22 protein-coding genes, 1 tRNA gene and 1 pseudogene are annotated in these 24,118 nt (G+C 63.4%); 11 read left to right on the top strand and 13 right to left on the bottom strand.

Features of this window, described 5'->3' with window-relative positions:
• Positions 1–128: 128 nt before the first annotated feature.
• Together E2K99_RS14710 and E2K99_RS25900 are read left to right on the top strand one after the other, a co-directional pair.
• A complete protein-coding gene (locus tag E2K99_RS14710; RefSeq protein ID WP_134222708.1) occupies positions 129–2,702 on the top strand; it encodes an EAL domain-containing protein in 2,574 nt (857 codons plus the stop codon).
• 123 nt (positions 2,703–2,825) lie between these two features.
• Positions 2,826–2,942 (top strand): annotated as a pseudogene (locus tag E2K99_RS25900) (VOC family protein); the annotation flags it as partial.
• 47 nt (positions 2,943–2,989) lie between these two features.
• On the opposite strand, the gene E2K99_RS14705 reads toward E2K99_RS25900, so the two are convergent.
• From E2K99_RS14705 to E2K99_RS25545, 4 genes are all read right to left on the bottom strand, one after another.
• Entirely contained in the window at positions 2,990–4,237 is a 1,248-nt protein-coding gene (locus E2K99_RS14705) for a hypothetical protein (protein WP_134222707.1), read from the bottom strand.
• A gap of 291 nt (positions 4,238–4,528) precedes the next feature.
• A tRNA-Ser gene (locus E2K99_RS14700) sits at positions 4,529–4,618 on the bottom strand.
• Between the two features lie 123 nt (positions 4,619–4,741).
• Positions 4,742–5,530, bottom strand: a complete 789-nt coding sequence (locus E2K99_RS14695; RefSeq protein WP_134222706.1) for an SDR family oxidoreductase — start codon at positions 5,528–5,530, stop codon at positions 4,742–4,744.
• A 96-nt stretch (positions 5,531–5,626) separates the two neighbouring features.
• The gene (locus E2K99_RS25545) at positions 5,627–5,773 is read right to left on the bottom strand and encodes a hypothetical protein (RefSeq protein ID WP_157845819.1); all 147 of its coding nucleotides are present in this window, start codon (positions 5,771–5,773) and stop codon (positions 5,627–5,629) included.
• A 12-nt stretch (positions 5,774–5,785) separates the two neighbouring features.
• On the opposite strand from E2K99_RS25545, the gene E2K99_RS14690 reads away from it, so the two are divergent.
• Positions 5,786–6,550, top strand: coding sequence for a sulfite exporter TauE/SafE family protein (locus E2K99_RS14690; protein ID WP_121041732.1), 765 nt, complete (start codon positions 5,786–5,788; stop codon positions 6,548–6,550).
• Positions 6,551–6,570: 20 nt separating this feature from the next.
• Here the strand turns inward: E2K99_RS14690 and E2K99_RS14685 are convergent, their stop codons facing one another.
• Positions 6,571–7,509 carry a LysR family transcriptional regulator gene (locus E2K99_RS14685; RefSeq protein ID WP_134222705.1) on the bottom strand — a complete coding sequence of 313 codons (939 nt, stop codon included), beginning with the start codon at positions 7,507–7,509 and terminating at the stop codon, positions 6,571–6,573.
• Between the two features lie 295 nt (positions 7,510–7,804).
• Between E2K99_RS14685 and E2K99_RS14680 the strand changes: the two genes are divergently transcribed.
• The 6 genes from E2K99_RS14680 (at position 7,805) to E2K99_RS14655 (ending at position 14,210) form a co-directional block, all read left to right on the top strand.
• On the top strand, positions 7,805–8,665 hold the full coding sequence (locus E2K99_RS14680) for an HTD2 family dehydratase (protein WP_134222704.1): 861 nt from the start codon (positions 7,805–7,807) through the stop codon (positions 8,663–8,665).
• Between the two features lie 43 nt (positions 8,666–8,708).
• Positions 8,709–9,875 (top strand): acyl-CoA dehydrogenase family protein, encoded by a 1,167-nt coding sequence (locus tag E2K99_RS14675; protein ID WP_134222703.1) that lies wholly within the window; start codon positions 8,709–8,711, stop codon positions 9,873–9,875.
• A 24-nt stretch (positions 9,876–9,899) separates the two neighbouring features.
• Positions 9,900–11,090, top strand: coding sequence for a CaiB/BaiF CoA transferase family protein (locus tag E2K99_RS14670; protein WP_134222702.1), 1,191 nt, complete (start codon positions 9,900–9,902; stop codon positions 11,088–11,090).
• Positions 11,090–11,929: an HpcH/HpaI aldolase/citrate lyase family protein gene (locus E2K99_RS14665; protein WP_134222701.1), complete on the top strand. Its 840-nt coding sequence runs from the start codon at positions 11,090–11,092 to the stop codon at positions 11,927–11,929. The genes E2K99_RS14670 and E2K99_RS14665 overlap by 1 nt, the downstream gene beginning before the upstream one ends.
• Before the next feature lie 76 nt (positions 11,930–12,005).
• Positions 12,006–13,130, top strand: a complete 1,125-nt coding sequence (locus E2K99_RS14660; protein WP_121041720.1) for a zinc-dependent alcohol dehydrogenase family protein — start codon at positions 12,006–12,008, stop codon at positions 13,128–13,130.
• Positions 13,131–13,184: 54 nt separating this feature from the next.
• Complete coding sequence (locus tag E2K99_RS14655; RefSeq protein WP_134222700.1) at positions 13,185–14,210, top strand: TRAP transporter substrate-binding protein; 1,026 nt, start codon at positions 13,185–13,187, stop codon at positions 14,208–14,210.
• Positions 14,211–14,292: 82 nt separating this feature from the next.
• On the opposite strand, the gene E2K99_RS14650 is transcribed toward E2K99_RS14655, so the two are convergent.
• Together E2K99_RS14650 and argC are read right to left on the bottom strand one after the other, a co-directional pair.
• Entirely contained in the window at positions 14,293–14,520 is a 228-nt protein-coding gene (locus E2K99_RS14650) for a hypothetical protein (RefSeq protein WP_039785514.1), read from the bottom strand.
• A gap of 227 nt (positions 14,521–14,747) precedes the next feature.
• On the bottom strand, positions 14,748–15,680 hold the full coding sequence (argC, locus tag E2K99_RS14645) for an N-acetyl-gamma-glutamyl-phosphate reductase (RefSeq protein ID WP_134222699.1): 933 nt from the start codon (positions 15,678–15,680) through the stop codon (positions 14,748–14,750).
• A 164-nt stretch (positions 15,681–15,844) separates the two neighbouring features.
• On the opposite strand from argC, the gene E2K99_RS14640 reads away from it, so the two are divergent.
• On the top strand, positions 15,845–16,762 hold the full coding sequence (locus tag E2K99_RS14640) for a LysR family transcriptional regulator (RefSeq protein WP_134222698.1): 918 nt from the start codon (positions 15,845–15,847) through the stop codon (positions 16,760–16,762).
• On the opposite strand, the gene E2K99_RS14635 is transcribed toward E2K99_RS14640, so the two are convergent.
• A complete protein-coding gene (locus E2K99_RS14635; protein ID WP_134222697.1) occupies positions 16,728–17,480 on the bottom strand; it encodes a GNAT family N-acetyltransferase in 753 nt (250 codons plus the stop codon). The two genes, E2K99_RS14640 and E2K99_RS14635, sit on opposite strands and share 35 nt — an antisense overlap.
• A gap of 104 nt (positions 17,481–17,584) precedes the next feature.
• Here E2K99_RS14635 and pdxR point away from each other — a divergent pair, with 104 nt between their 5' ends.
• Complete coding sequence (gene pdxR / locus E2K99_RS14630) at positions 17,585–19,060, top strand: MocR-like pyridoxine biosynthesis transcription factor PdxR (RefSeq protein ID WP_134222696.1); 1,476 nt, start codon at positions 17,585–17,587, stop codon at positions 19,058–19,060.
• On the opposite strand, the gene E2K99_RS14625 is transcribed toward pdxR, so the two are convergent.
• The 5 genes from E2K99_RS14625 to lysS all read right to left on the bottom strand — a co-directional run bounded on the left by E2K99_RS14625 (position 19,042) and on the right by lysS (position 24,085).
• On the bottom strand, positions 19,042–19,476 hold the full coding sequence (locus E2K99_RS14625) for a response regulator (RefSeq protein ID WP_134222695.1): 435 nt from the start codon (positions 19,474–19,476) through the stop codon (positions 19,042–19,044). The genes pdxR and E2K99_RS14625 overlap by 19 nt on opposite strands.
• A 113-nt stretch (positions 19,477–19,589) precedes the next feature.
• Positions 19,590–20,105, bottom strand: a complete 516-nt coding sequence (locus E2K99_RS14620; protein WP_134222694.1) for a DUF4118 domain-containing protein — start codon at positions 20,103–20,105, stop codon at positions 19,590–19,592.
• Between the two features lie 108 nt (positions 20,106–20,213).
• Positions 20,214–21,146: an alpha/beta hydrolase gene (locus tag E2K99_RS14615; protein ID WP_134222693.1), complete on the bottom strand. Its 933-nt coding sequence runs from the start codon at positions 21,144–21,146 to the stop codon at positions 20,214–20,216.
• Between the two features lie 418 nt (positions 21,147–21,564).
• Positions 21,565–22,245 carry a glycine zipper 2TM domain-containing protein gene (locus E2K99_RS14610; protein ID WP_134222692.1) on the bottom strand — a complete coding sequence of 227 codons (681 nt, stop codon included), beginning with the start codon at positions 22,243–22,245 and terminating at the stop codon, positions 21,565–21,567.
• Positions 22,246–22,543: 298 nt separating this feature from the next.
• Entirely contained in the window at positions 22,544–24,085 is a 1,542-nt protein-coding gene (lysS, locus tag E2K99_RS14605) for a lysine--tRNA ligase (protein ID WP_039785523.1), read from the bottom strand.
• Positions 24,086–24,118: the final 33 nt, after the last annotated feature.

Here is a 24,118-nt window from a genome sequence, read left to right as displayed (position 1 = left end):
AGCGGAGCGCTAGGCCACCCATCGCCACGCAATATCAGGCGATACCAGGCGATATCAAGCAAGACGGGGAGCACCAGCCAGAGCGCTTGGCTCACCACAGCACGCGCAACAGCGGCGGGGAAGGGGAAATGCGATTTCTCAACAAACATCACCAGTGGAAGATCGGGCAGCTCATCGCGGGCGCGCTGATCTGTTTCCTGGGCTGCCTGGCGGCGTTCGGCGCGGCCGGTTTTTTCTGGCTGCAGCATGACCTGGAAGAGAAGATCGTGCAGCCGCTGCTGGAGCGCGAACTCAATCGCGTGCTGGAGGGCTTCCGCTCCGAGTACCTGGCGGGCGGGGTGTTCATCAAGCAGATGCAGGGCCTGATGCTGGAATCCTCGATCCCCCTGCATGGCGATCTGCGTTCGCTGGCCCGCTTCATCGAGTCCTTGGCGCGCCGCGAGAATGCCGAGGAGCCGCGCTTTTCCTACATCCAGTTCGGCAACAACCGTGGCCAGCTGATTGCCGTCAATCTCAAGGGCTACGGCAGCCTCGACTACTACCTGCAGGATGACGCCCATCCCGGCCTGCAACACTTCGACCAGCGCCCCGACGGCGAGCACCTTGCGCCGTTGTCCGTCACACCTGACTACGATGCCCGCCAGCGTCCCTGGTATGTGAATGCCACCGCCGAATGCCCGCAGGTCTCCGCGATCTACTTCAGCATGGGAGCCGACGCGCAGTGGAATGCGTCCATGACCTGTCCCGTCAATCGCTCGCCGGAAGACCAGGGCGTGATTGCCGTCGATCTCTCGCAGGCGCGGCTGCAGCATCTGCTCGATGCGGCAGTCCAGCAGTCGCTGGTGGCGGGGGTCTTCATCGTCGATGACAATGAACGTGTATTGCTGCAATCGGACCGGCTCAGTGCCGCCGACAAGCGCTTCCTGATCGACCAGCCGCCGGGCAGCCGCGCGCGTTTTACCGAACTGGCCATTGCGCGCCTGGCGGACCGTTCGCGCCTGGTCAATCTCAAGACCGATGCCAATGGCAAGTTCCTGATTTACCAGCAGCCGCTGTCGAAGATCGACGGCGCACCCGCTGAACTGGCTGGTTACCGGGTGCTGGTGATTTCGTCCCGCTCCGAACTGCTGTCGGTGTTCGATGGCATTTTCTGGATCAGTTGGGTCGCACTCGCGGTCATGCTGGTTGGCGGCCTGGTCCTGATCCGCCTGTATCGCGGCAGCATCACTTCGCCGCTGATGCGTCTGCGCCATCAGGCCGAGCAGGTGGCTTTTCGCGAGGCCAGCGGGACGCATCGCTTCGATCTGCTCTATCCCAAAGGCTGGGCCATCGAGGAAATCGTCTCGGTGCAGGATGCCGTCGAGCGCATGGCCGGCAATCTCTACAGGCTGTATCACGAACTGCGCGACAAGGTCGACCGCGATCAGGAAAGCGGCCTCCTGAGCCTGATCGGCGCAGCCGAGCGGCTGGAGCAGAGCGCGTGGGAACAGGCCACGGTCTGCATGGTGGAGATCAACAACTATGTGGTCCTGGCCGATACGCTCAACAAGGTCGCGCTGCGTCACCTGTGGCAGAGCCTGTGCCAGCAGGTGGCTCCTGTGTGGGGTGACTTTGCTGCCCAGCGGCTGGTCCGCTGCCGCTACAGCGAAAGCCGCATCGCCGTGGTGATGCTGGGTGCGCCTGTCGACCATGAAGACATGCTCATGCGCCTGCGCAGCAAGTCCGAACTGGTGCTGTCGACCGGTGGGGCGGAAGAGGTGCGCGTATTCCTGAGTTTTGGCGTGAGTGTTTGCGAACAGCGCAGCAAGGCCGCCATGGAAAAGAGCCTGGCCAATGCCGCCATTGCATTGCGCCAGGCGCAGCAGCCGGGCGGTGGCGGTTACTGCGTGTTCCAGCCGGCCATGCTGGCGCGCGAAGAACGGGTGCAGGCGCTGTTGGCGGCCATGGACGCCGCCACGCTGGAGGCCGAGTTCAGCATGGTCTACCAGCCCATCTGCGATCTGCGCAGCGGTGCGCTGCACGGCGTGGAGGCACTGATGCGCTGGCACTCGCCGGCCTTCGGCGCGGTCTCGCCAGCCGAATTCATTCCGCTGGCCGAACGCAGCGAGCGTATTTCGCAGCTGGGTGCGCTGGCCTTCCGCAAGGTGGCGGCCGATGTGGCGCAATGGCAGGCGCTGGGCATCCTGCCGGAAGGATTCACGGCGCACGTGAATGTTTCGGTGCGGCAGGCGATGAACGTGCACTTCTTCGAACAGGTGCGCGACATCGTTCTCAATGCCGGCGTGGCTCCGCCGATGATCACGCTGGAGCTTACCGAGAGTCTGCTCATCGATGACTCGCATCATCTGCAGGCGCAGTTCCGTCAGTTGAGCACGTATGGGTTCGGACTGTGCCTGGATGATTTCGGCACTGGCTATTCCTCCTTGTCGACGCTGCACAATTTTGATTTCAACTGCGTGAAACTGGATCGCTCCTTCATCCTGCGCGTGAGCGAAGAGGGACGCGCCTCGTCACTGCTGCCGGCCATCATCGGCATCGCGCGCTCGCAGCAGATGGAGTGCGTGGCCGAAGGCGTGGAGACCGAGGAGCAGGCCGAGCTGCTGCGAGGCATGGGCTGTGCGTTCGTGCAGGGTTATCTGTTTGCGCGGCCGATGGCGGCGCAGGCGCTGGTGGCGTGGATAGGTAGCCGGGACCGGGCGTGAACGCCGTTATCCTGTTGCGTCAATTGCCGGAGCATTTCAGCGATCTTTTGGCGGCAGGGGGGTAGTGGCTGGCGTATGATACGCGGCCGCGCTTTTTGACAGACAATGCTTTGTCATGTCTTCCCGGGGGATCTGGATCTGTGCTTCATGGCGTCGGTGCCGCTGGCGCAGGTGATCGCGCGTTTGCAGGAGAAGGGTTGGCCGATCATTGAGGGGCCGGTGTTGCGGACAGGGGCGACGCATGGATGAAGTTCGAAACGATCTTGCCCGGCAACGCTGATGCTGCATCATCGTTCAAGCGGATACACACAGTCCGCCCGGCAAGGCTCCAGAAAAGAGGTGCGCACCGACTTGACCAGGCCGATGTAATCCGAGCGTTTGTTCCTCGTGTAGACGATGTGAATGGCCTCGCCATACGGCCTGGGCTCGAGATCCCAAGCCCAGTAAGTCTTGCCGTTCTCCGCCTGGAAGAGGAAGAACTGCCCGGTCTTCGGAAGCTCCACAGGTTGACGCAGCGTTCTGGTCAGCAGCGCACTCTGGCTGCGCAGCACCCTGCTCAGGCGCGCATGCGCCGGTCCGGGCAGGACACGTCGTGCCGCCCTTCCATTTTCGCCCGATTCAGCTTCGCCGCGCAGCGACGCGTCCAGCGCGGGTGGCTCGTCGCCCATAGCCAGAAAATGCCAGTAGATGTATCCGAAGTAATAGCCCTCCCTGCCGAGACGCCATATCGAGGCCGACTCTCCCGTGTTATCAATATCGCCCTCGGCGTCGGCAAAAAATGCGGCCAGACCGGCCGGCCAGAAATACTTGTGCGGCCATTCCGCCGTGACGAATGCGTCATTTGTCTCCTCGCTGCTCATCCGCTTTTGCAAGGCCTTGCAGGCGGGATGCCGACAACGCTGATCAGTCGTGATCACGGTCTTCATGGAGCAGACGGTACGCATCCGATATCGGCCATTCGGCTCTTTCTCGAACTGGTGGATATTGAGTCCCTCGTGGTCACCATTGACGGTGGAGACGAGGTAATTGATTCCTTCGAAGCGCACGAAATAAGGCGAGAGCAGAACGCCATTATTGACGCTGCCCTTGTCGATCAGGCGCTGCGATTGACCGTCCTCCTGCTTGCCGAACTCAAAAAACTGGATGAGGGCAAAGCGTCCTGATCCATTCACGTTCCAGACGTACAACTCTTCAACCCCGTCATTATCCGCGTCCACAAGGGCAGCGCCGTTGTCATAGTCGGTCCAGGAGAGCAGATCAATGTCAGAGCGATCGATGAGGGCTTTTTCCACGGCATTGGGTTCACGTGCCGGGTTCGGCAGCGTGGGATGCCGGGGGTCTTTGAGATACGGGGTGAGTGCCGCGCAAAGATTGTCTGCCGATGCGGCCCATGCTGGCGCAGCACTCGCCAAGAGGAAGATCAGGCAGATGATTTTTCTTGTTAGTGAATTCGCTGGTGACATCGGGGCGAGGAACGAGGTGGGATGACGTTGATCAATGGGTGACAGGTTGAACTGTAGCAGCCCGATGTTCACTTGTCGTTACCCGATATCAGGATCGGGAGTGGTATCAAAACTATGGCCTGTTCACATTCAGTCTCCGAAAGCGAGAGCTGGTCAGGTGTGGTCTGTCTAGGCGCGGCCACGCGTCGTAGCGCTGTTGCGGCGACGATCTCCAACAACGGCAGGCGACCCATCTCACGTCTGCATATGAAATGAGCTCTAGAGATATGAACGCGGTATTAAGTACTAAGACGTTTTGAAATTCGGATGAATTTGCCGGCATAAATGGAAACGGGCCCATTCGGGCCCGTTTCCATCATGTCCTGGCGGAGGCTGTGAGATTCGAACTCACGGACGGGTCACCCCGTCGGCAGTTTTCAAGACTGCTGGTTTAAACCGCTCACCCAAACCTCCTTGCATGGCAGCCGGGCATGTTGCCCGTCGCACGAGGGCCGCATTATACATCACATCACTTGCTTTGCATCCACCCTTTCCGGCATGCAAGGCATCCGCCCACAAGACTGTCCGGCGATCCGCTCAGAAGGTCCCCGGATAAGCCCCCCCATCCATCAGCAGATTCTGCCCCGTGATGAATCCCGCCTGCGCACTGCACAGATAAGCGCAGGCATCCCCGAACTCGGCCGGATCGCCAAAGCGTCCCGCCGGATTGAGCTTGCGCCGGTCCGCCAGCACCTCGTCCACCGTGCGCCCGCTCTCCTTGGCCGCCCCCGTCGCAGTGGAGCGCAAGCGATCCGTTTCGAACGGCCCCGGCAGGAGATTGTTGATGGTCACGTTGTGCGCCACCGTCTTGCGCGCCAGCCCCGCCACAAAACCCGTCAGTCCGGAGCGCGCGCCATTGGAGAGCCCCAGGATATCAATCGGTGCCCGCACCGCACTCGACGTGATGTTGACGATGCGCCCGAAGCCGCGCGCGATCATCCCATCCACCGTGGCCTTGATGAGCTCGATGGGCGTCAACATATTGGCGTCGACCGCCGCGATCCAGTCATCCCGCGTCCACTCACGAAAATCGCCCGGCTTGGGTCCGCCGGCATTGGTCACCAGAATGTCCGGGGCAGGGCAGGCGGCCAGCGCCAGGGCGCGTCCTTCCGGGGTGGTGATGTCGCACGCGACCGTGGTGATGATGGCACCGGTGGTGGCGGTCTCCGTGCGGATGGCCTGGGCCGTTGCTTCCAGTGCCTCCGCACCGCGTGCCAGCAGGGTGACGTGCACGCCTTCGCGCGCCAGCGAGAGTGCGCACGCGCGGCCGAGGCCCTTGCTCGATGCGCAGACGAGGGCGGTTTTACCTTTGATGCCGAGATCCATTCTGTCTTCCTTTGCTTGAGGGGGGATGGCAGGAAAGCACAGCCGCCGGGACAGCCCGGTCCGCCTGCGCTACACTGTCGGGCCTGATCGGCGGCGCTATTTCTTCATCACCATGTAGATGGCCAGCGCAATGAGGGCTACCACGCCCATCTCCAGCGCAAACACGATGACGCCGCTCATGTCAGTCTCCTTTTTTATCCTTCGATGCGGCCACTGCACCTTGCAGCCGGCCAGCAGAGGCATCACTGTACACCGATGACGGCTTCCTTGTTTTTCTCCGGCGTAGTCAACTTCCTGCTCGGCGGCCTGCTGGGCGCCATGGGCGGTCTGTTCGGGATCGGCGGCGGTCTCATCGCCATCCCCGTGCTGGGCTACCTCTACGGCATGGACCAGCAACTGGCCCAAGGCACGGCACTCGTGATGATCGTGCCCAACGTCGTCATCGCCTTCTGGCGCTACAAGCAGCGCAATCACATCCAATGGAGTACCGCCGCCATGATGTGCGTGCCGGCTGTCTTCACCACCTATGTCTCGGCCCGCATCGCCACGGCCATGGCGGCGCGCAGCCTGCATGTCTGCTTCGCCGCCTTCATGGGCCTGCTGGCGCTGTACTACCTGTGGACACTGATGCGCAACAAGCGCAGCGTGGAATCGTCCGTGATCCTCTCGCGTCGCTACATTCCGCTGGTGGGGATGGCTGCCGGCGCCTCGGCCGGCTTCTTCAGCGTGGGCGGCGCCATCGTCGCCGTGCCCTTGCTGACGGCCTTGTTCGGTGTCACGCAGACGGCTGCGCAAGGACTGGGGCTGGCCATGGTCACGCCCGGTACGCTGGTGGCGCTGTGGACCTACGCCCAGGCGGGGCACGTGGACTGGTCAGTGGGGATTCCGATGGCGCTGGGCGGCGTGCTCAGCATCTCCTGGGGCGTGGCGCTGGCACACCATCTGCCGGAGCGACGCCTGCGCATCCTCTTCTGCGCCGCATTGCTGTTGCTGTCGGTCTGGATGATGATCGCCGGCTGAGGGCCGGCCATCTCCGCCGCTCAGGCGGTCTTTCTGGCGTGTGCGGCGAGCTTGTCTTCGTCGCTCTCCTGCGCCATCTGCTCGCGGATGAAATCCACCAGATTGCGTGCATGCGGCGACAGCGTATCCATGTTCTGGAACACCAAGCTGCGCTCGCGCACGCTCCACGGATCGTTCAACTCCACCACCGCCAACTGCATGGTCTGCTGATGCCGCTGCGCCGCTGAACGCGGCACGATGCCGATGCCGACATTGGTCTCGATCATGCGGCACATGGCTTCGAAGCTGCGCACCTGAATCCGCAGCTTGAGACGCTGCCCCTGTTCGGAAACGATCTTGTTGAGGAAGTGGTGCAGGGTGCTGCCTTCGTGCAGGCCGATGTGTTCGTACTCCAGCGTGTCCTGGAAGGGAACGCTGCCGGCGCCCGCCAGCGGGTGTTCCAGCGCAGTGGCCAGCACCAGCCTGTCGGTCGAGAAGTTGAGTACCTGCAGTCCATCCCCCTGCACCGGACCGGCCACGATGCCGATATCGGCCGTGCCTTCCTGGATGCCGCGCAGGATGTCATGGTTCAGGCGCTCTTCCAGTGAGACGTTGACCTGCGGATGTCTGGCCAGGAACTTGCCCAGGATCTCGGGCATGAATTCGGTCACCGCCGTGGTGTTGGCGAAAATGCGGATATAGCCCTTGATGCCGTTGTTGTACTGCTGCATGTCGCTCTTGAGGTGTTCCACCTGCTGCATGAAGAGCTGTGCGTGATGCAGCAGGGTATGCCCGGCTGGCGTGAGCTGCACGCCCTTGCTCTCGCGATAGAGCAGGCGGGTGCCGAAGCGCGTTTCCAGTTCCTTGATGCGATTGCTGGTGGCGGCCAGCGAGAGATTCATGCGCTCGGCGCTGCGGGTGAGGCTGTTGAGTTCGGCGATGAGGATGAAGAGGCGCAGGTCGGTCAGATCGAAAAGCATGATGTCTCCCGGAAAGATTCGGTGAGGATGGCGCCTGCACTTCGGCAAGCCTGGTCATCCTGTATTGCGGCACGCTTCCGCCATCGGTGCGCGCGTGCTCTCGGTGGCTGCCCATGGTACGCCGAATCGCGTCGCTGCATGGCGTGAAATACGGACGAGTTGTGACGCGATGCCGCATCCCTGTGCTGCGCGTGACTTCAGTTCTGCGTAAGCCCCCCTTCCAAAAATACAGATTGTTCCCGGCGGGTGGACACCGCAGACTCGTGCCCAACCAACAACCACGATACGAGGAACCATGTCCCACCCCGACCTCGATCTCGCCCTGCTGCGACAGTGGCTGGACAAGACCGAAACGCGCCACGACCAGATCAGCCCGGCCTTCGCGGCAGCGCTGGCGGCGACGCTGGACGGACCACGCCTGCCCCAGGCGGGCGATGCGCTGCCGCCGCTGTGGCACTGGATCTATTTCTGGAGTGTGTGCCGCCAGTCCGAAGTGGGCGCGGATGGCCATCCGCAGCGCGGTGGTTTCCTGCCGCCGGTGCCGCTGCCGCGCCGCATGTGGGCCGGGGGAAGACTGCGGTTTGCGGCTGCGCTGCCCATCGGCGCGCAGGCCGAGAAGGTCTCGCGCATCGCCAGCGTGGACGTGAAGCAGGGCCGCACCGGCGCGCTCGCTTTCGTGACCGTGCAGCACACCATCCGTCATCAGGGCCAGCTGTGTCTGACCGAAGAGCATGACATCGTCTACCGCGATTTGCCGCAGCCGGGCGCCCCGGTGGTGGTGCCGAAGAGCGCGCCCACCGATGCGCGCTGGTCGCGCCGCGTGGAGCCCGACCCGGTGCTGCTGTTCCGTTATTCGGCGCTGACCTTCAACGGTCATCGCATCCATTACGACCGCAGCTATGTCACCGAGGTGGAGGGCTATCCCGGCCTCATCGTCCACGGGCCGCTGATCGCCACCTTGCTGGCCGACCTGGTGGCGCGTGAAATGCCGCAGGCGGTGATGCGCGAGTTCAACTTCCGCTCGGTGGGAACCTTGTTCGATACCGAGCCCTTCACGTTGTGCGGCAAGCCTGCTGCCGATGGCAAGAGCGTGGCGCTGTGGGCGCAGAACGAACGTGGCGAGCTGGCGATGCAGGCCGAAGCCCTGCTGGACTGAAACTAAATAAATCATTTAAATAATATAAAGCCGGAGCCCCCTCATGTCGTATCAAGCCGTCCCTGATGCCTACACCGACCTGCGCGACGCCGTGCGTGACCTGTGCCAGACCTTCCCGCTGGAGTACTGGCGCAAGGTCGACGAAGCGCGCGGCTATCCCGAGCAATTCGTCGATGCGCTCACCAAAGCCGGCTGGATGGCGGCCCTGATTCCGCAGGAATACGGCGGCTCGGGACTGGGGCTGACCGAGGCCTCGGTCATCATGGAAGAGATCAATCGTACTGGCGGGAATTCCGGGGCCTGTCACGGCCAGATGTACAACATGGGCACGCTGCTGCGCCACGGCTCGGAACGGCAGAAGCAGCAATACCTGCCCAAGATCGCCAGCGGTGAACTGCGCCTGCAATCGATGGGTGTGACCGAACCCGCGACCGGTACCGACACCACGCGCATCAAGACGGTGGCGGTGAAGAAGGGCGATCGTTATGTGGTCAATGGCCAGAAGGTCTGGATCTCGCGGGTGCAGCATTCCGACCTGATGATCCTGCTCGCCAGGACCACGCCTTTGGATCAGGTGAAGAAAAAGTCCGAGGGCATGTCGATCTTCCTGGTCGATCTGAGGGAAGCCATCGGCAAGGGGCTGGAGGTGCGGCCCATTCTGAATATGGTCAATCATGAGACCAATGAACTTTTCTTCGACAACCTGGAGATCCCCGCCGAGAACCTGATCGGCGAGGAGGGGCGCGGCTTCAGGTACATCCTCGACGGCCTCAACGCCGAGCGCACCCTGATCGCCGCCGAGTGCATCGGCGATGGCTACTGGTTCATCGACAAGGCGAGCGCTTATGCCAAAGAACGCGTGGTGTTCGATCGCCCCATCGGCATGAACCAGGGCGTGCAGTTCCCGATTGCCGATGCCTACATCGAGATCGAGGCCGCCAACCTGATGCGCTACCAGGCCTGTGCGCTCTTTGATGCCCATCAGAACTGCGGTGCCCAGGCCAACATGGCCAAGTATCTGGCGGCCAAGGCCTCGTGGGAGGCGGCCAATGTCTGCCTGCAGACGCATGGCGGGTTTGGCTTTGCCTGCGAATACGACGTCGAGCGCAAGTTCCGCGAGACACGGCTGTATCAGGTGGCGCCGATTTCGACCAACCTGATTTTTTCCTACGTGGCCGAGCACATTCTCGGTCTGCCCCGTTCCTTCTGAATCAGGCCGCCCAAGGGAGTCTCCATGTCGCACGCCAATCGCCCGCTGGAGGGCATCACCGTCGTCAGTCTGGAACACGCCATCGCCGCGCCGTTCTGTACGCGCCAGCTGGCAGACCTGGGGGCCCGTGTCATCAAGATCGAGCGGCCCGGTGTCGGGGATTTTGCGCGCGGCTACGATACGCGCGTCACCGGCTTGTCCTCGCATTTCGTCTGGACCAATCGTTCCAAGGAAAGTCTGACGCTCAACCTCAAGGATGAAGAGGGCAAGCGGATCATCGACCAGCTTCTGGGCGAGGCCGATGTGCTGGTGCAGAACCTCGCACCGGGTGCCGCCGCCGGGCTCGGCCTGTCGGCCAAGGCGCTGCACGCGAAGCATCCGGGACTGATCGTGTGTGACATCTCCGGCTATGGCGAGGATGGCCCCTATCGCGACAAGAAAGCCTATGACCTGCTGATCCAGAGTGAAGCCGGTTTTCTGTCGGTCACCGGGACGCCGGATGAAGTGGTCAAGGCCGGATGCTCGATTGCCGATATCGCCGCCGGCATGTACGCGTATTCCAACATTCTGGCCGCCCTCATCAAGCGCGGACGTGATGGACGCGGCAGCCATATCGATCTGTCGATGCTGGAGGCATTGACGGAGTGGATGAGCTTTCCGCTGTATTACGCCTACCAGGGGGCCAGCGCGCCGGGCCGTTCGGGCGCGGAGCACGCCACCATCTATCCCTATGGACCATTCAAGGCCGGTGATGGCAAGACTGTCATGCTGGGCTTGCAGAACGAGCGCGAATGGAGAGTCTTCTGCGAAGTGGTCTTGCAGGACGCCGCGCTGGCCACCGATGAACGCTTTTCCAGCAATGCGCGCCGCCATGAACATCGCGAAGCGCTGCGCCAGCGGATCCTGGGCATGTTCGCCGACATGAGTGCGGAGCAGGTGGTGGCGCGCCTGGACCAGGCGCAGATCGCCAATGCGCGCGTGAATACCATGCAGGAACTGTGGCAGCACCCGCAACTGGCCGCGCGCGAACGCTGGACCGAAGTGGATACGCCGGCCGGCAAGGTGGCGGCGCTGCTGCCGCCGGGCGCCAATGACAGTTTCGATTACCGCATGGAAGCCATTCCTGCCTTGGGTCAGCACACTGAGGCCATCCTCGCCAGACTGGGCTATGACGCAGCTGCCATCACTGCGCTGCGCGAACGGGGGGCCGTGTAATGGCACCGCACATCACCATGGCCAGCAGCTACCTGTTCGTGCCGGCCAATCGTCCGGAGCGCTACGCCAAGGCGCTGGAGAGCGGGGCCGATGCCATCATCGTTGATCTGGAAGATGCAGTCGCCCTGCCGCAGAAGGAGGAAGCGCGCGCCACATTGGCCCGCTGGCTGCGCGGCAATGGTCCGCAGCCGCGCCTGTGGGTGCGCATCAACGCGGCCGACACCGTCTGGCACGGCGATGACCTGTTGACGTTTTCTGCACTATCGATGGCGGGCATTGTTCTGCCGAAGGCAGAGGGGGCCAAGACCCTGTCTGCCATCGCGCGTCGGCTGGGGCCTGGGCGTGGTCTGATTGCGCTGATCGAAAGTGCCGCCGGCCTGGCCGCGATGCGCGAGATCGCCGCCGTGCCGGGGGTGCAGCGGCTGGCCTTCGGGTCCATTGATGCGCAGGTCGATCTGGGCATGCAATGCGGCCCGGAGGAAGAAGAGCTGATGCACTTCCGCATGGAGATGGTGATGGCATCGCGCCTGGCGGGCATCGCGCCGCCCATCGATGGCGTGACCACGGATTTCAATGATGATGCCTTCCTCGCACGCATGGTGCAGCGGGCAAGGCGCATGGGCTTTGGCGCGAAGCTGTGCATCCATCCGAAGCAGGTGGAGGGCGTGCGGCGCGGCTTCATGCCCGGCGAGCAGGAGCTGGCGTGGGCCGAGGAAGTGATGGCAGCCGTGCGTGCCAGCGATGGCGGTGCGATTTCGCTCAAGGGAAAAATGATCGACAAACCGGTGATCCTGCAGGCGGAGAAATTCCTGCATCAGGCCGGACGTCTGGTGGACTGAGCGCAGCTTGACCTGCGTTGCGCCGGGCAGCGCTCGTGTAATCTAGGCGTTTTCCAACAAGCAGGGAGACGACACCATGAAAATCCAGGCCGCCGTATTGCGTGAAATGACCGAGGCTTATCCATTTGCGGTGAGCCAGCCGCTGAAGATCGAGGAACTCGATCTCGATCCGCCCGGCCCCGGTGAAGTGCTGGTCAAGATGAAGGCAGCGGGCCTGTGCCACTCGGACCTGTCGGTCATCACCGGTGTGCGTCCGCGTCCGGTGCCCATGGCGCTGGGGCACGAGGCATCGGCCGAAGTGGTCGAGGTCGGCAGCGGCGTGAGCGACCTGCGCGCGGGTGACCTGGTGGTGCTGGTCTTCGTGCCGAGCTGCGGGCACTGCCTGCCTTGCATGGAAGGACGTCCTGCGCTGTGCGAGCCGGGTGCGGCGACCAACGCGGTAGGGGAATTGCTCTCCGGCCAGCGCCGGCTGCATGACCGCGCGCAGCATGTGCACCATCACCTGGGCGTGTCGGCCTTTGCTGATCATGCGGTGGTGTCGCGCCGCTCCTGCGTGAAGATCGAGGCGGACATCGATCCGGTACAGGCGGCCCTGTTCGGCTGCGCCGTGCTGACCGGTGTGGGTGCGGCGGTCAATACGGCCGAGGTCAAGGCCGGGACCACGGCGGCCGTGCTTGGATTGGGCGGCGTCGGCCTGTGCACCATGCTGGGCGCGCTGGCCTCCGGTGCCCGCGAAGTGATTGCCGTCGATCTGCATGACAGCAAGCTGGAAGTGGCGCGCGCCCTGGGCGCTACGGCCACCGTCAATGCCCGTGATCCGGATGCGGTGGAGAAGGTCAAGGCGCTGACCAAGGGCGGCGTCGATTACGCCTTCGAGATGGCGGGGTCCGTGCAGGCCATGGAGGCCGCCTATCGCATGACCCGGCGCGGTGGCATGACGGTCACCGCCGGCCTGCCGGCACCGAACCAGAACTGGCCCTTGCAGCAGGTCAGCCTGGTGGCCGAGGAACGGACCGTCAAGGGCAGCTACATCGGCTCCTGCGTGCCGGTGCGCGATATCCCGCGTTACATCGGCCTGTACCAGGCCGGCAAGCTGCCGGTGGACAAGCTCATGGGTGAGCGCCTGGCGCTGGCCGATATCAATCGCGGCTTCGACCGCCTGCACAGCGGGGAGGGCCTGCGTGACCTGATCGTGTTCTAACGCCGGAAGGCCGAGGTCATCGGCCTGCCGGCTTCATCCCCGGAGGAGACATCCATGACCATCATCACAAAGCGGGCGGCACTGACCGCCTGCGCCTTCGCCACGCTGAGCCTGTCGGCCACGGCAGCGCTGGCCCAGCAGACCATCGTCATCAAGTTCAGCCACGTAGTGGCCAATGACACGCCCAAGGGCAAGGGCGCGGAGCGCTTCAAGGAACTGGCCGAGAAGGCGACCCATGGCCGCGTCAAGGTCGAGGTCTATCCCAACAGCACGCTCTACAAGGACAAGGAAGAACTGGAAGCCCTGCAACTGGGCTCGGTGCAGATGCTCGCTCCTTCGCTGGCCAAGTTCGGCCCGCTGGGCGCCAAGGAGTTCGAGGTCTTCGATCTGCCCTACATCTTCCCCAACATGACCGTGCTGAAACGCGTGACCGAAGGGCCGATCGGGCAGGGGCTGTTCCAGAAGCTGGAGAGCAAGGGCATCAAGGGCCTGGCCTACTGGGATAACGGCATGAAGGTGATGACGGCCAACCGACCGCTGCACAAGGTGGCGGACTTCCGGGCACTGAAGATGCGCATCCAGTCCTCCAAGGTACTCGATGAACAGTTCCGCGCGCTCAAGGCCAATCCGCAGGTGCTGGCGTTTTCCGAGGTGTATCAGGCCATGCAGACCGGCGTGGTGGATGGCAGCGAGAACACCCCGTCCAATGTCTATACGCAGAAGATGCACGAGGTGCAGTCCAACCTGACGGTGTCGGACCACGGCTACATCGGCTATGCGGTGATCGTGAACAAGAAGTTCTGGGAAGCCCTGCCGGCGGACGTACGCAGCCAGCTGGAAGGGGCCATGAAGGAGGCGACGGTGTATGCCAATACCATCGCCCAGAAGGAAAATGATGATGCCTTGGCCGCCATCAAGGCCAGCGGCAAGACCAAGGTCTATACCTTGAGCGAGGAAGAGAAAGCCGAATGGCGGCGCGCACTGCTGCCGGTGCACAAGAGCATGGCCTCGCGTGTGGGGCAGGATCTCATCGATGCAATCTATAAGGAAAGCGAGGCGGCAGGCGTGAGGATGAATTGAGCGCACAGCCCGCAACCGCCGAAAGCGCGGCCTGCAGCGATGCAGGCCGTTTTTTCATGCGGCAGAGGGGTGAAGAAAAAACTTACTTTTTCTTGCGCTCGCGGACGTATTGCTCGGCCGCCGTGACGGCATTCTGCAGGGCTTCCATCTTGGAATTGCCCGGCTTGAAATCGCCGAATTCATGCGTGGTGCGGTCCGGAAAGTCGATATGGACGAACGCCGTCCACTTGCCATCGGTACGCAATACGGGAGTCAGTTTGATGGTCGCGTCAAAATACTTGCACGCGATAGCGCCTAAGGTGGTGGACATCTTGCTTCGAAGCGGGCGGCGGTCACTGCTGAGGGGGAGGGCCGGCACCTGCAGGTTGGGTGGCAAATCGAGGTGCCATCATGCCACAGCCTGCGCTTTCCTGCCTTGCGCTATTTCAGTCCTTTACCACAATTTACGAGCCAGACGCTTGACGGCGGACGCAGCCTTGTGGGTGTCGCCCGCCGGTCAATGGATTCGTGCTGATGAGCTTGGCCCTGATACACGAGTCAGCGGGCGCCCAGCATCAGGTCCAGGTTCTGCACGGCGGCACCGGAGGCGCCCTTGCCCAGGTTGTCGAACACGGCGCACAGCAGGAGGTGTCCTTCGGCGGCGTTGCCGAAGACGCCCAGCGTCATGTCGTTGCTGTTGTTGTGGCGGGTCGGATCGAGCTGGGCCGTGACCGCGCTTTGTTCCGCATCCAGCACGGTGACGTGGCGCGCACCGGCGTAATGCGCCTGCAGGGCGGCTCGCAGGCTCTCCAGCGTGACGTTCGGCGGCAGCAGGCGGGCCTGCAAGGCGATGGACAGCACAATGCCCTGGCGGAAGGCGCCATAGCTGGGCACGAATACCGGGCGCTGCGACAGGCCGGCGTGCAACTGCATCTCCGGCGGATGCTTGTGCGCCAGCCCCAGTCCGTACAGCACGAAGGGCGCGGCTTGCGCGGCATCCGCCCCTTCGTATTGCTCGACCTGGGCGCGGCCGCCACCGGAATAGCCGGAGACCGCATGGATGGCCAGCGGATAATCGGCGGGCACCAGGCCGGCCTGGACCAGCGGACGCAGCAGGGCAATGGCACCGGTTGGATAGCAGCCGGGATTGGTCACGCGCTGTGCATGGGCAATCGCCTGCGGCTGTTGCGCCGACAGTTCGGGGAAGCCATAGACCCAGCCGGGGCTGGTGCGATGGGCCGAGCTGGCATCGATCACGCGCACCTTGGGATTCTCGATCAGCGTGATGGCTTCGCGGGCAGCGGCATCCGGCAGGCACAGCAGGGCGATGTCGGCGCTGTTGATGGCCTCGGCGCGGCGGGCTGCATCCTTGCGCTCGGCGGCCGGCAGGGTCAGGATGCGCAGGTCCTTGCGGTCGCGCAGGCGCTCATGGATCTGCAGGCCGGTGGTGCCTTGGTCGCCATCGATGAAGATCAGGGGAAGTGTGCTCACGGTTTGCTCCAATGCAGGGAAGACAGGGATGTGCGCCGAATCAGGACGGCTGGCGCTTGCCGAAGACCTGCATGGTGAACCGGATCGTATAATTGGAAAAGTTGAATATCACAAAGAGATCGTTCAGTTTTCCTGAACGTGGTCTTTTCCATGGGAGTCATGCAATGCGTGAATTGAGCCTGGACCGTCTGCGTACCCTGGTGGCCATTGCCGACCTGGGTTCCTTTGCCGCCGCCGCGCGCGAACTGCACCTGGCTCCACCCACGGTGAGCCTGCACATCAGCGAACTGGAAGAGCGCATCGGTGCGCCGCTGCTGTTGCGCCAGCGCAGCCAGGTGCGGCCTTCCGGCATCGGTGCCACCCTGATCGCCCGCGCAAGGCAATTGCTGGCGGCGGCCGACCAGGCACTGGAAGAAGTCGGCCGGCAAGTGCTGGGGTTGGCCGGGCGCGTCAGGCTGGGTGCCTCCACCGGGGCCATTGCCACGTTGCTGCCTCAGGTGCTCGAACGGCTGGGGCAGCGCCATCCCGACATCGACGTGCAGATCCACATCCTGACCTCGCAGGAGACTCTCTCCCAGTTGAACGAAGGGCTGCTGGACATCGGCCTGGTGGCCTTGCCACAGTCTCCCGTGAGCGGCCTGACGGTCCGCCCGTGGCGGCGTGATCCGGTGATGGCGTTCCTGCCGGCGGCCTGGCACGCGCCCCGGCTGATCACGCCGGGCTGGCTGGCCGCGCAGCCGCTGATCCTCAATGCGCCCGAGACGCGGCTCTCGCGTCTCACCAGCGAATGGTTCGCGGGGGCCGGTGAACAACCGGAGGCGCGCATCCAGCTCAATTTCAACGATGCCATCAAGAGTCTGGTGGCCGCCGGTTACGGTGCCACGCTGTTGCCGCATGAGGCCAGCGCGCAAGGGCGGCCGGTGCCGCTGGATCCACGCATCGTCATGCGGCCACTGCGGCCAGCGCTGTGGCGGCCCCTCGGCATCGCCCATCGCGCCAGCCAGCTGGAACCGGCAACGCGCCATGTGCTGGAAGCGCTGTGGGAACTCAAGCAGCTGAAGACACCGCGTTCGCCTGCGTGAGCGCAGCGCGCGTGAGGACGGAAAGTGACTGGCGCTGCTGGCCCGCTGCATCGAAATTGCCGTCATTCAGCCATTGTTCAAAGGCTGCGCGTAGTGCCGGCCATTCGCTGTCGATGATGGAAAACCACGCCGTATCCCGGCTGCGGCCACGATAGACGATGGCCTGGCGGAAGATGCCCTCGAAGCGGAAACCAAGGCGCTGCGCGGCAGCGCGCGACGGCGCATTGAGGCTGTCGCACTTCCATTCGTAGCGGCGATAGCCGAGATCCTCGAAGACGTGGCGCATCAGCAGGTAGTGCGCTTCGGTGGCCATGCGGCTGCGCTTGAGCAGCGGCGAGAGTGCGATGTGCCCGACCTCGATCACGCCGTGCGCCGGTTCGATGCGCATGAGGGCCAGGGTGCCGATGGCGCCCCCCGTGCGCAGGTCAATCACGGCATGGTGCAGCGGATCCTGCGTGGCCTGCATCTGCATGGCCTGCTGACGGTAGCTGGCGGCGTCGGGGAAGGGGCCGCTCATCATGTAGGTCCAGTCGCGTCCATCCGGGGCGGTGGCGAAGGCGGCGTGCAGTTGCGCGGCGTGGCGGTCGGCATCCAGCCGCTCCAGCCGGCAGCTGCGGCCTTGCAGGGTGCGGCCATCGGGACGCGCACGCGGCTGCCAGTCCGGCAGGGCAGGGCCGATGGGTTGCTGGTAATCGTTGCTGCGCGTGAGATCGGTCATGGTGGCTTTCATGGCGAGGGAGAGCTGGCACGATAGCGTTTTCGTGGCATCATCAAAAGTGCCACAGGACGATGATTTGATGGAGCCACGAAAACTCGCTTGCCATGCCACTTTCCCTGCTGTCTTCCCCGCTCGATGTACGGCCCGGCGCGGCCTCGCGCCAGCAGCAATTGCTGGCGCGCTTCAAGCGCGCCATCCTCGGTGGCCAGTTGCCGCCCGGCAGTCGGCTGCCTTCCACCCGCAGCCTGTGCGAGCAGTTGCAGGTGGCCCGCAATACCGTGCTGGCTGTCTATGAACAACTGGTGGCCGAGGGCTATGCCGCAGCGGATCGGCAGGGAACGCGCGTGGCGACCCTGCTGGCAGCGCCGGCAAGGCTGCATGCCGTGTCCTCTCCGTCACGCACCGGCCACGCACGCCCATCGCGCCGGGTCAGCACCATGCAGCCCACGCGCGATGCCGGCGACCGCGGGCTGGCCCTCACGCCGGGGATGCCGGCGCTCAATCGCTTTCCGCTCAATGCCTGGCTGCGTGCGCAGGAGCGCGCGCTGAAACGGGCCGGCCCGATGGCGCTGGCCTATGGCGATCCGCTGGGCGAGCCAGCCTTGCGCGAGGCCATCGCGCAATATCTGCGGGTGGCTCGCGGCGTGCGTTGCGAAGCGGGACAGGTAGTGGTGACCGAGGGCTCACAAGGAGCGCTGTCGCTGTGCGTGCGGCTCTTTGCCAATCCGGGTGAGCGCGCCTGGCTGGAGGATCCCGGCTATGGCGGGGTGCGTGCCGCCTTCCATGCAGGCGATATGAAGATTCGTTCCATGCCGGTCGACGAGGAGGGCATCCTGATTGCCGAGCGGGCCTGGCGCTCGCCGCCCCGGCTGATCCATGTGACGCCTTCGCACCAATATCCGACCGGCGCGGTACTGTCGCTGGCGCGGCGGCTGGCGCTCATCGCGCGGGCCCGTGAACACGGCTGCTGGATCATCGAGGACGATTACGACAGCGACTTCCGCCATCACGGCCATCCCATCCCGGCCATGCAGGGACTGGTGCCGGATGCGCCGGTGCTGTACGTGGGCACCTTCAGCAAGACCCTGTTTCCGGGCTTGCGCATCGGTTTTCTGGTACTGCCGTCTTCCGTGGGAGAGGGGGCGGGGCGCGCGCTGTCCGAATTGTTGCGCGGCGGGCACCGGCTGGAGCAGCTGGCGTTGGCGGAGTTCATGGCCGGCGGCCAGTTCGCGCGCCATCTGGGACGCATGAAACGGCTCTATCGGGAGCGCCAGCAGGCTCTGCGCGCGGCCTTGCAGGCGCAGTTGCCGGAGTTCGGCATCTCAGGGGGCGACAGCGGCTTGCATTTGACCTTGCGGCTGCCGCCGGATTGTCCGGATACCGCCGTGAGTACAGCGGCGCGGGCGGCGGGCATGAACGTCGGGGCGCTGTCGTCGTTTTCGGCAGGGCCGGCGCAGGCTGGCAACAACGGGCTGGTGATCGGTTACGGCAATACCTCGCAAGAGCAATACGCCGCGCTGATCAGGCGCCTGGCGAGGATCGTCAGGCGCGTGCAGCGTGATCAGAGCGTGGCCGGCTGATGCAGGCGCTGCTTCACGCAGCGCGTGACCAGGTCCATGTAATCGGCCGCGCGGGCCGGCTTGGCGGCATACCAGATGCGGCTGTCCTGTTCCTGGGCGAAATCGGCGGACATCGGCGCGGCCGTGAACAGCACCAGCGGGATATGCGCCAGTTGCTGGTAGATGCACAGGGTGCGCAGCAATTCATACCCTTCGGTGCCGGTAAAGCTGCGCGGATCCAGCAGGATCAGGGCCGGCAGCTCCTTGCTGCGGCACAGGGCCTTGGTCAGCAGCGAAGCATTGGCCAGTTCGGCATCGTCGAACCAATCGAACTGGCAGGGCAACTGGCTGCGCCAGACGGCGAAGCGGGCGGTTTCGATGGCGTCCAGGTCGACATCGACGACGAGTACGCTGGGCAGGTGATGGGTCAGGGACATGGCAGCCTCCTTGCTGGTATGGAGGCATCTTAGGGGAGAGGCTGCGGGCAGGGTATCAGGAGCTTCCTGATGGGCTGCGCAGGTGTTGCCGGCAGCCCCGGTGCGGATCGAAATCAGGCGCTTTCGCGGGCGCTGCTTTCGAATTGCCTGGCGTATTCGGCACGGCGCGCCTGGTCCGATTCGATCAGCAGGCGATAGCGGGTTTCCGATACGCGCTGCTGCAGCACCGCGGCATAGCGCTCGCGCTGCAGCCACTCGATGATGATCGAGGCGGTGGCGACGATGACCATGTAGACCAGGATCAGGAAGATGTCCTTGTCGTTGAGCCCGTCCATCGTGTAATACGGCTTGCGGAAGAAGAACATGGCCGTGGGGATGCTGATGGCCAGCAGGCCCAGGGAATACAGATAGCCGAACAGATAGCTCATCACGATGCAATTGACGGCAAAGAACAGCATCGACAGCGATTCCTCGACAAAAGGCGCCAGCACATAGCGCAGCCCGAAGGCGGCGACGAAGCCGAACGTACTGACGTACAACGGCCTGAAGCCCTGCGGGCGCCAGCTTTTGGCGTTCTTGAGTCGGATCAGGCTCATGATGGTCTTGGAGTGGGGGCGCGTCGTATCCATCTTGGTTCACATTGCACGGCGGTGCAATGGGCTCATGTTAAGAATGCTGTCTGTCAAAAGACTTACTGGCGGCCAAATTGCCGGGCTGCGTTGTATCTGCACATCAAGTCAGTGCCGTCTGTCCTTCAGTGGCGAGGCATGGGCTAGATACTTGCGGTTCATCTCGTTGCCGTGGATCTCGATGCTGCGCTTGATGAACATCACGGTTTCGTTGGTGACGATTTCACGTTCATTGTCGACGGTGATGATGTGATAACAGTCGCCCAGCCAGATCACCTTGCGTACCTCGGCGTTGATCTGTTGCAGGATCAGCTCGGCATTGCGCGGCGATGCGGTTTCATCGTCGATGGAGTGAATGATCAGGGTATCGGTGCGGACCAGGGGCAGGGACTTGCGCACGAATGCGATCATGCGCAGGGCGGCGCGCAGGTGGCGTGCCGGGATCGAAGCGGCACCGACAGCAGCCACGCCATCCTTCTCCAGTGCGGCGGCCACACGGCGGCGCATTTCGTAATTCTTGATGCCGTAGGGTTCGCTTTCCTTGTAGGACCAGTTGCGCACGCCCATGTCATAGACCACGGTCAGCATTTTCCAGTACCAGGGCACTGACCAGCCATCGTATTGCAGCACCGGCGAGAGCAGTACCACCGACAGCAGTTCCTTGCTGCGCGCCGCCACGGCCAGCGCCAGCGTGGCGCCCATGGACAGGCCGCACAACGAGACGGTACGGAATTCTTCCTTCAGACGCGCCACCCGGCTTTCGACCACGGCGCACCAGTCTTCCCAATTGGGCGAGACGCGCGGATTGGTCAGGGCAGCGGAATAGTTGTCGATGTTGAGCGGGATGACGGTACAGCCAGCCTTCTTCAGCTGTTTGGGGATGGACCCCATTTCCAGTTGCGAGCCGCACAGGCCGTGCAGCAGGATGACCGCATGCTCCTTGTGCGGGCCGCCATGTCGTTCTTCGGCTTGACGTTGCTCGGCAGGCTCGGCCGCTGTGCTGGCCGGGCTGCTGGTATCGGTGGATGACAGTGAGTCCATAAATCTTCAAACGCTTTTCGCGCCCTGTGGGCGCGGCCTGGCGAATTCTTCGCCCCCCGTTCAGTACGAGTAAGCGGGTCGACGCTTCAGCGTTCTGTTTCCCGACTACCAACTCCGCTGCCGTCCAGGCGGATGACTTTTCGCGAAAGTCTAACTGCCTCGTTGGAGTGTTGCCAGCGTTTATCAATTGCCTTCCCGGAAACGCCGGGTAAGGGTGGCCTGACATGCCATCCGGCAGGAAAATGACAATCTGATGTCAGGATAACGTTGTAAAGACGCAATTGGTGCACAAATCTTCATATCCAGCACCAAAAGACAAATACCGGGCGGTTAAACGACAACAAAGAAAAAGCCCTTCGAGGCGACTCGAAGGGCTTGTTTGCTCGCGCCCGGAGACCGGGCGAAGGGGCTGTCGGACTTAACCGCGGCCTTCCAGGCGGCCATTGACCACGCGCACCTGGTCGCCGACACGCCAGTTTTCGCTGGTTTGCGGGAAGCTGCGGGTCTTGCCGTTGTCCATGCGCACGTCGACGACGTAGCTGGTGGTGGAGCGCACGTTCTTTTCCACTTCGTTGCCGGCGTAACCGCCGCCGACAGCACCGGCAATGGTGGCCAGGGTACGGCCGGTACCGCCACCGATCTGGTTGCCCAGCAGGCCGCCGACCACGGCGCCGCCAGCAATACCCACACCGCTGGTCGGGACACTGTGGCGCACGGTACGTACGCCGATCACTTCACCGCAGCTGCTGCAGACGGCCGAGGCGCGCTGGGCCACGGGCGCTGCTGCCTGGGCCGGATAGGCGCCCTGTTGCGGCTGGTAAGAGGTGGATTGCGGAGCTTGTTGCTGCACCAGCGGTTGCTGGCCCTGACCGGTTTGCTCCATGGCCGCGACCTGCTGCGGCGAATTGGCGCTTTTGGAGTTGGGCAACAGACCCGTCATCGCGGCCACGCCGATCAGGCTGACCAGAATCACGGCCACCGAGGCGCCGGCGACCAGCGGATGAATCCGTCCCGACGAAGCAGGTGCGGAAGGCTGGCTCACGGCGTTGTTGCTTGCGTTCAGGTTTTGCGGGGTATTGGTATTGGCATTGGTTTCCATGATGACCTCTCTAGTTGTTCTGTTGTCGTTGATGAGTGGATGACTGGATTATGGAGTGGTCATGGGCCAAAAAAAATCCCGATTCTGTGTCAGTTGTAAGGACTTGTAATCCTGCAACAGACGGACTGGACACGGGTTTGCGGCAAGACAACGCTGCTCTGAAGCAATCGAAGGGTGTTTCAGGCAGGAAGGGAGGGGCGTACAGGGAGGATGGGGTTCCGCATCCCGGGCGGGATGCGGAGGGAGCAAGGCTGGATGCGCCAACACGGGAGCAGCGCAGCGCCGTCCCGCGTGACGATCAGTCTTCGCGGCGCAGGTGCGGGAACAGGATCACGTCGCGGATGTTGGGCGAGTCGGTGATCAGCATCATGAGGCGGTCGATGCCGATGCCGCAGCCACCGGCCGGCGGCATGCCGTATTCCAGGGCACGGATGTAGTCGGCGTCGTAGTACATGGCTTCTTCATCGCCAGCGTCCTTGGCGGCCACTTGCGCCTGGAAGCGGGCGGCCTGGTCTTCAGCGTCATTCAACTCGGAGAAGCCGTTGGCGATCTCGCGGCCGGTGATGAACAGCTCGAAGCGCTCGGTGATGCCGGCGACCGTGTCGGAAGCGCGCGCCAGCGGAGAGACTTCGACCGGGTAATCGATGATGTAGGTCGGGTTCCACAGCTGCGATTCAGCCGTTTCTTCGAACAGCGCCAGTTGCAGCGCGCCGATGCCGGCACCGGCCAGCGGGGCCTGGTCGGTCTTGACGCCGAACTTCTTGAGTTCAGTGCGCAGGAAGTCGATGTCGGCCAGTTGCGCTTCGGTGTAGTTCGGAGCGTACTTCAGGATCGCGCCGGTGATGGTCAGGCGGTCGAAGGGCTTGGACAGGTCCAGCTCGCGGCCCTGATAGGTCAGCACGGCGGTGCCGTGGGCGTCGATGGCGGCCTGGCGGATCACCTGTTCGGTGAAGCCCATCAGCCACTGGTAATCCACGTAGGCGGCGTAGAACTCCATCATCGTGAATTCGGGGTTGTGACGCGGCGAGACGCCTTCATTGCGGAAGTTGCGGTTGACCTCGAAGACGCGCTCGAAACCGCCCACCACCAGGCGCTTCAGGTACAGCTCGGGGGCGATGCGCATGAACATCTGCATGTCCAGCGCATTGTGGTGGGTGATGAAGGGCTTGGCCGCCGCGCCGCCCGGGATCGGGTGCAGCATCGGGGTTTCCACTTCCATGAAACCGTTGGTTTCCATGAAGCGGCGGATCGACGACATCGCTGCAGTACGCGCCTTGAAGGTGCGGCGCGTCTCTTCGCTCATGATCAGGTCCACGTAGCGCTGGCGATACTTCATTTCCTGGTCGGCCAGGCCGTGGAACTTGTCCGGCAGCGGGCGCAGCGACTTGGTGATGAGTTTCAACTTGGTGACCTTGATGGACAGCTCGCCGGTCTTGGTCTTGAAGAGGGTGCCTTCAGCGCCCAGGATATCGCCCAGGTCATAGTGCTTGAAGGCGGCCATGGCTTCTTCGCCGGTGACGTCGCGGGTCACGTAGAGCTGGATGCGGCCGTCGGCGCGCACGCCCGAGGCGTCCTGCAGGGTGGCGAAGGCCGCCTTGCCCATGACACGCTTCAACATCATGCGGCCTGCCACGGTGACCTGGACCGGTTCTGCTTCCAGCGCTTCATTCTCCAGGCCATCGTACTTGGCGTGCAGGTCGGCGGCATTGTTGGCCGGGCGGAAATCGTTGGGGAAGGCGACGCCCTGCTCGCGGATGGCGGCCAGCTTGGCGCGGCGCTCGGCGATGATGCTGTTCTCGTCGGCTGCCGGCTGGGCGGCGGGGGTGTTTTGCGTGGTCATGGTTGGAATTCTTGAAGGTTGAACGGTCGGATC

It is taken from the genome of Herbaspirillum huttiense (assembly GCF_004367745.1).
Lineage (GTDB): Bacteria > Pseudomonadota > Gammaproteobacteria > Burkholderiales > Burkholderiaceae_D > Herbaspirillum > Herbaspirillum huttiense.
Note: the sequence above shows the minus strand (reverse complement) of the source record. Positions and strands in the feature narration are given on the sequence as shown.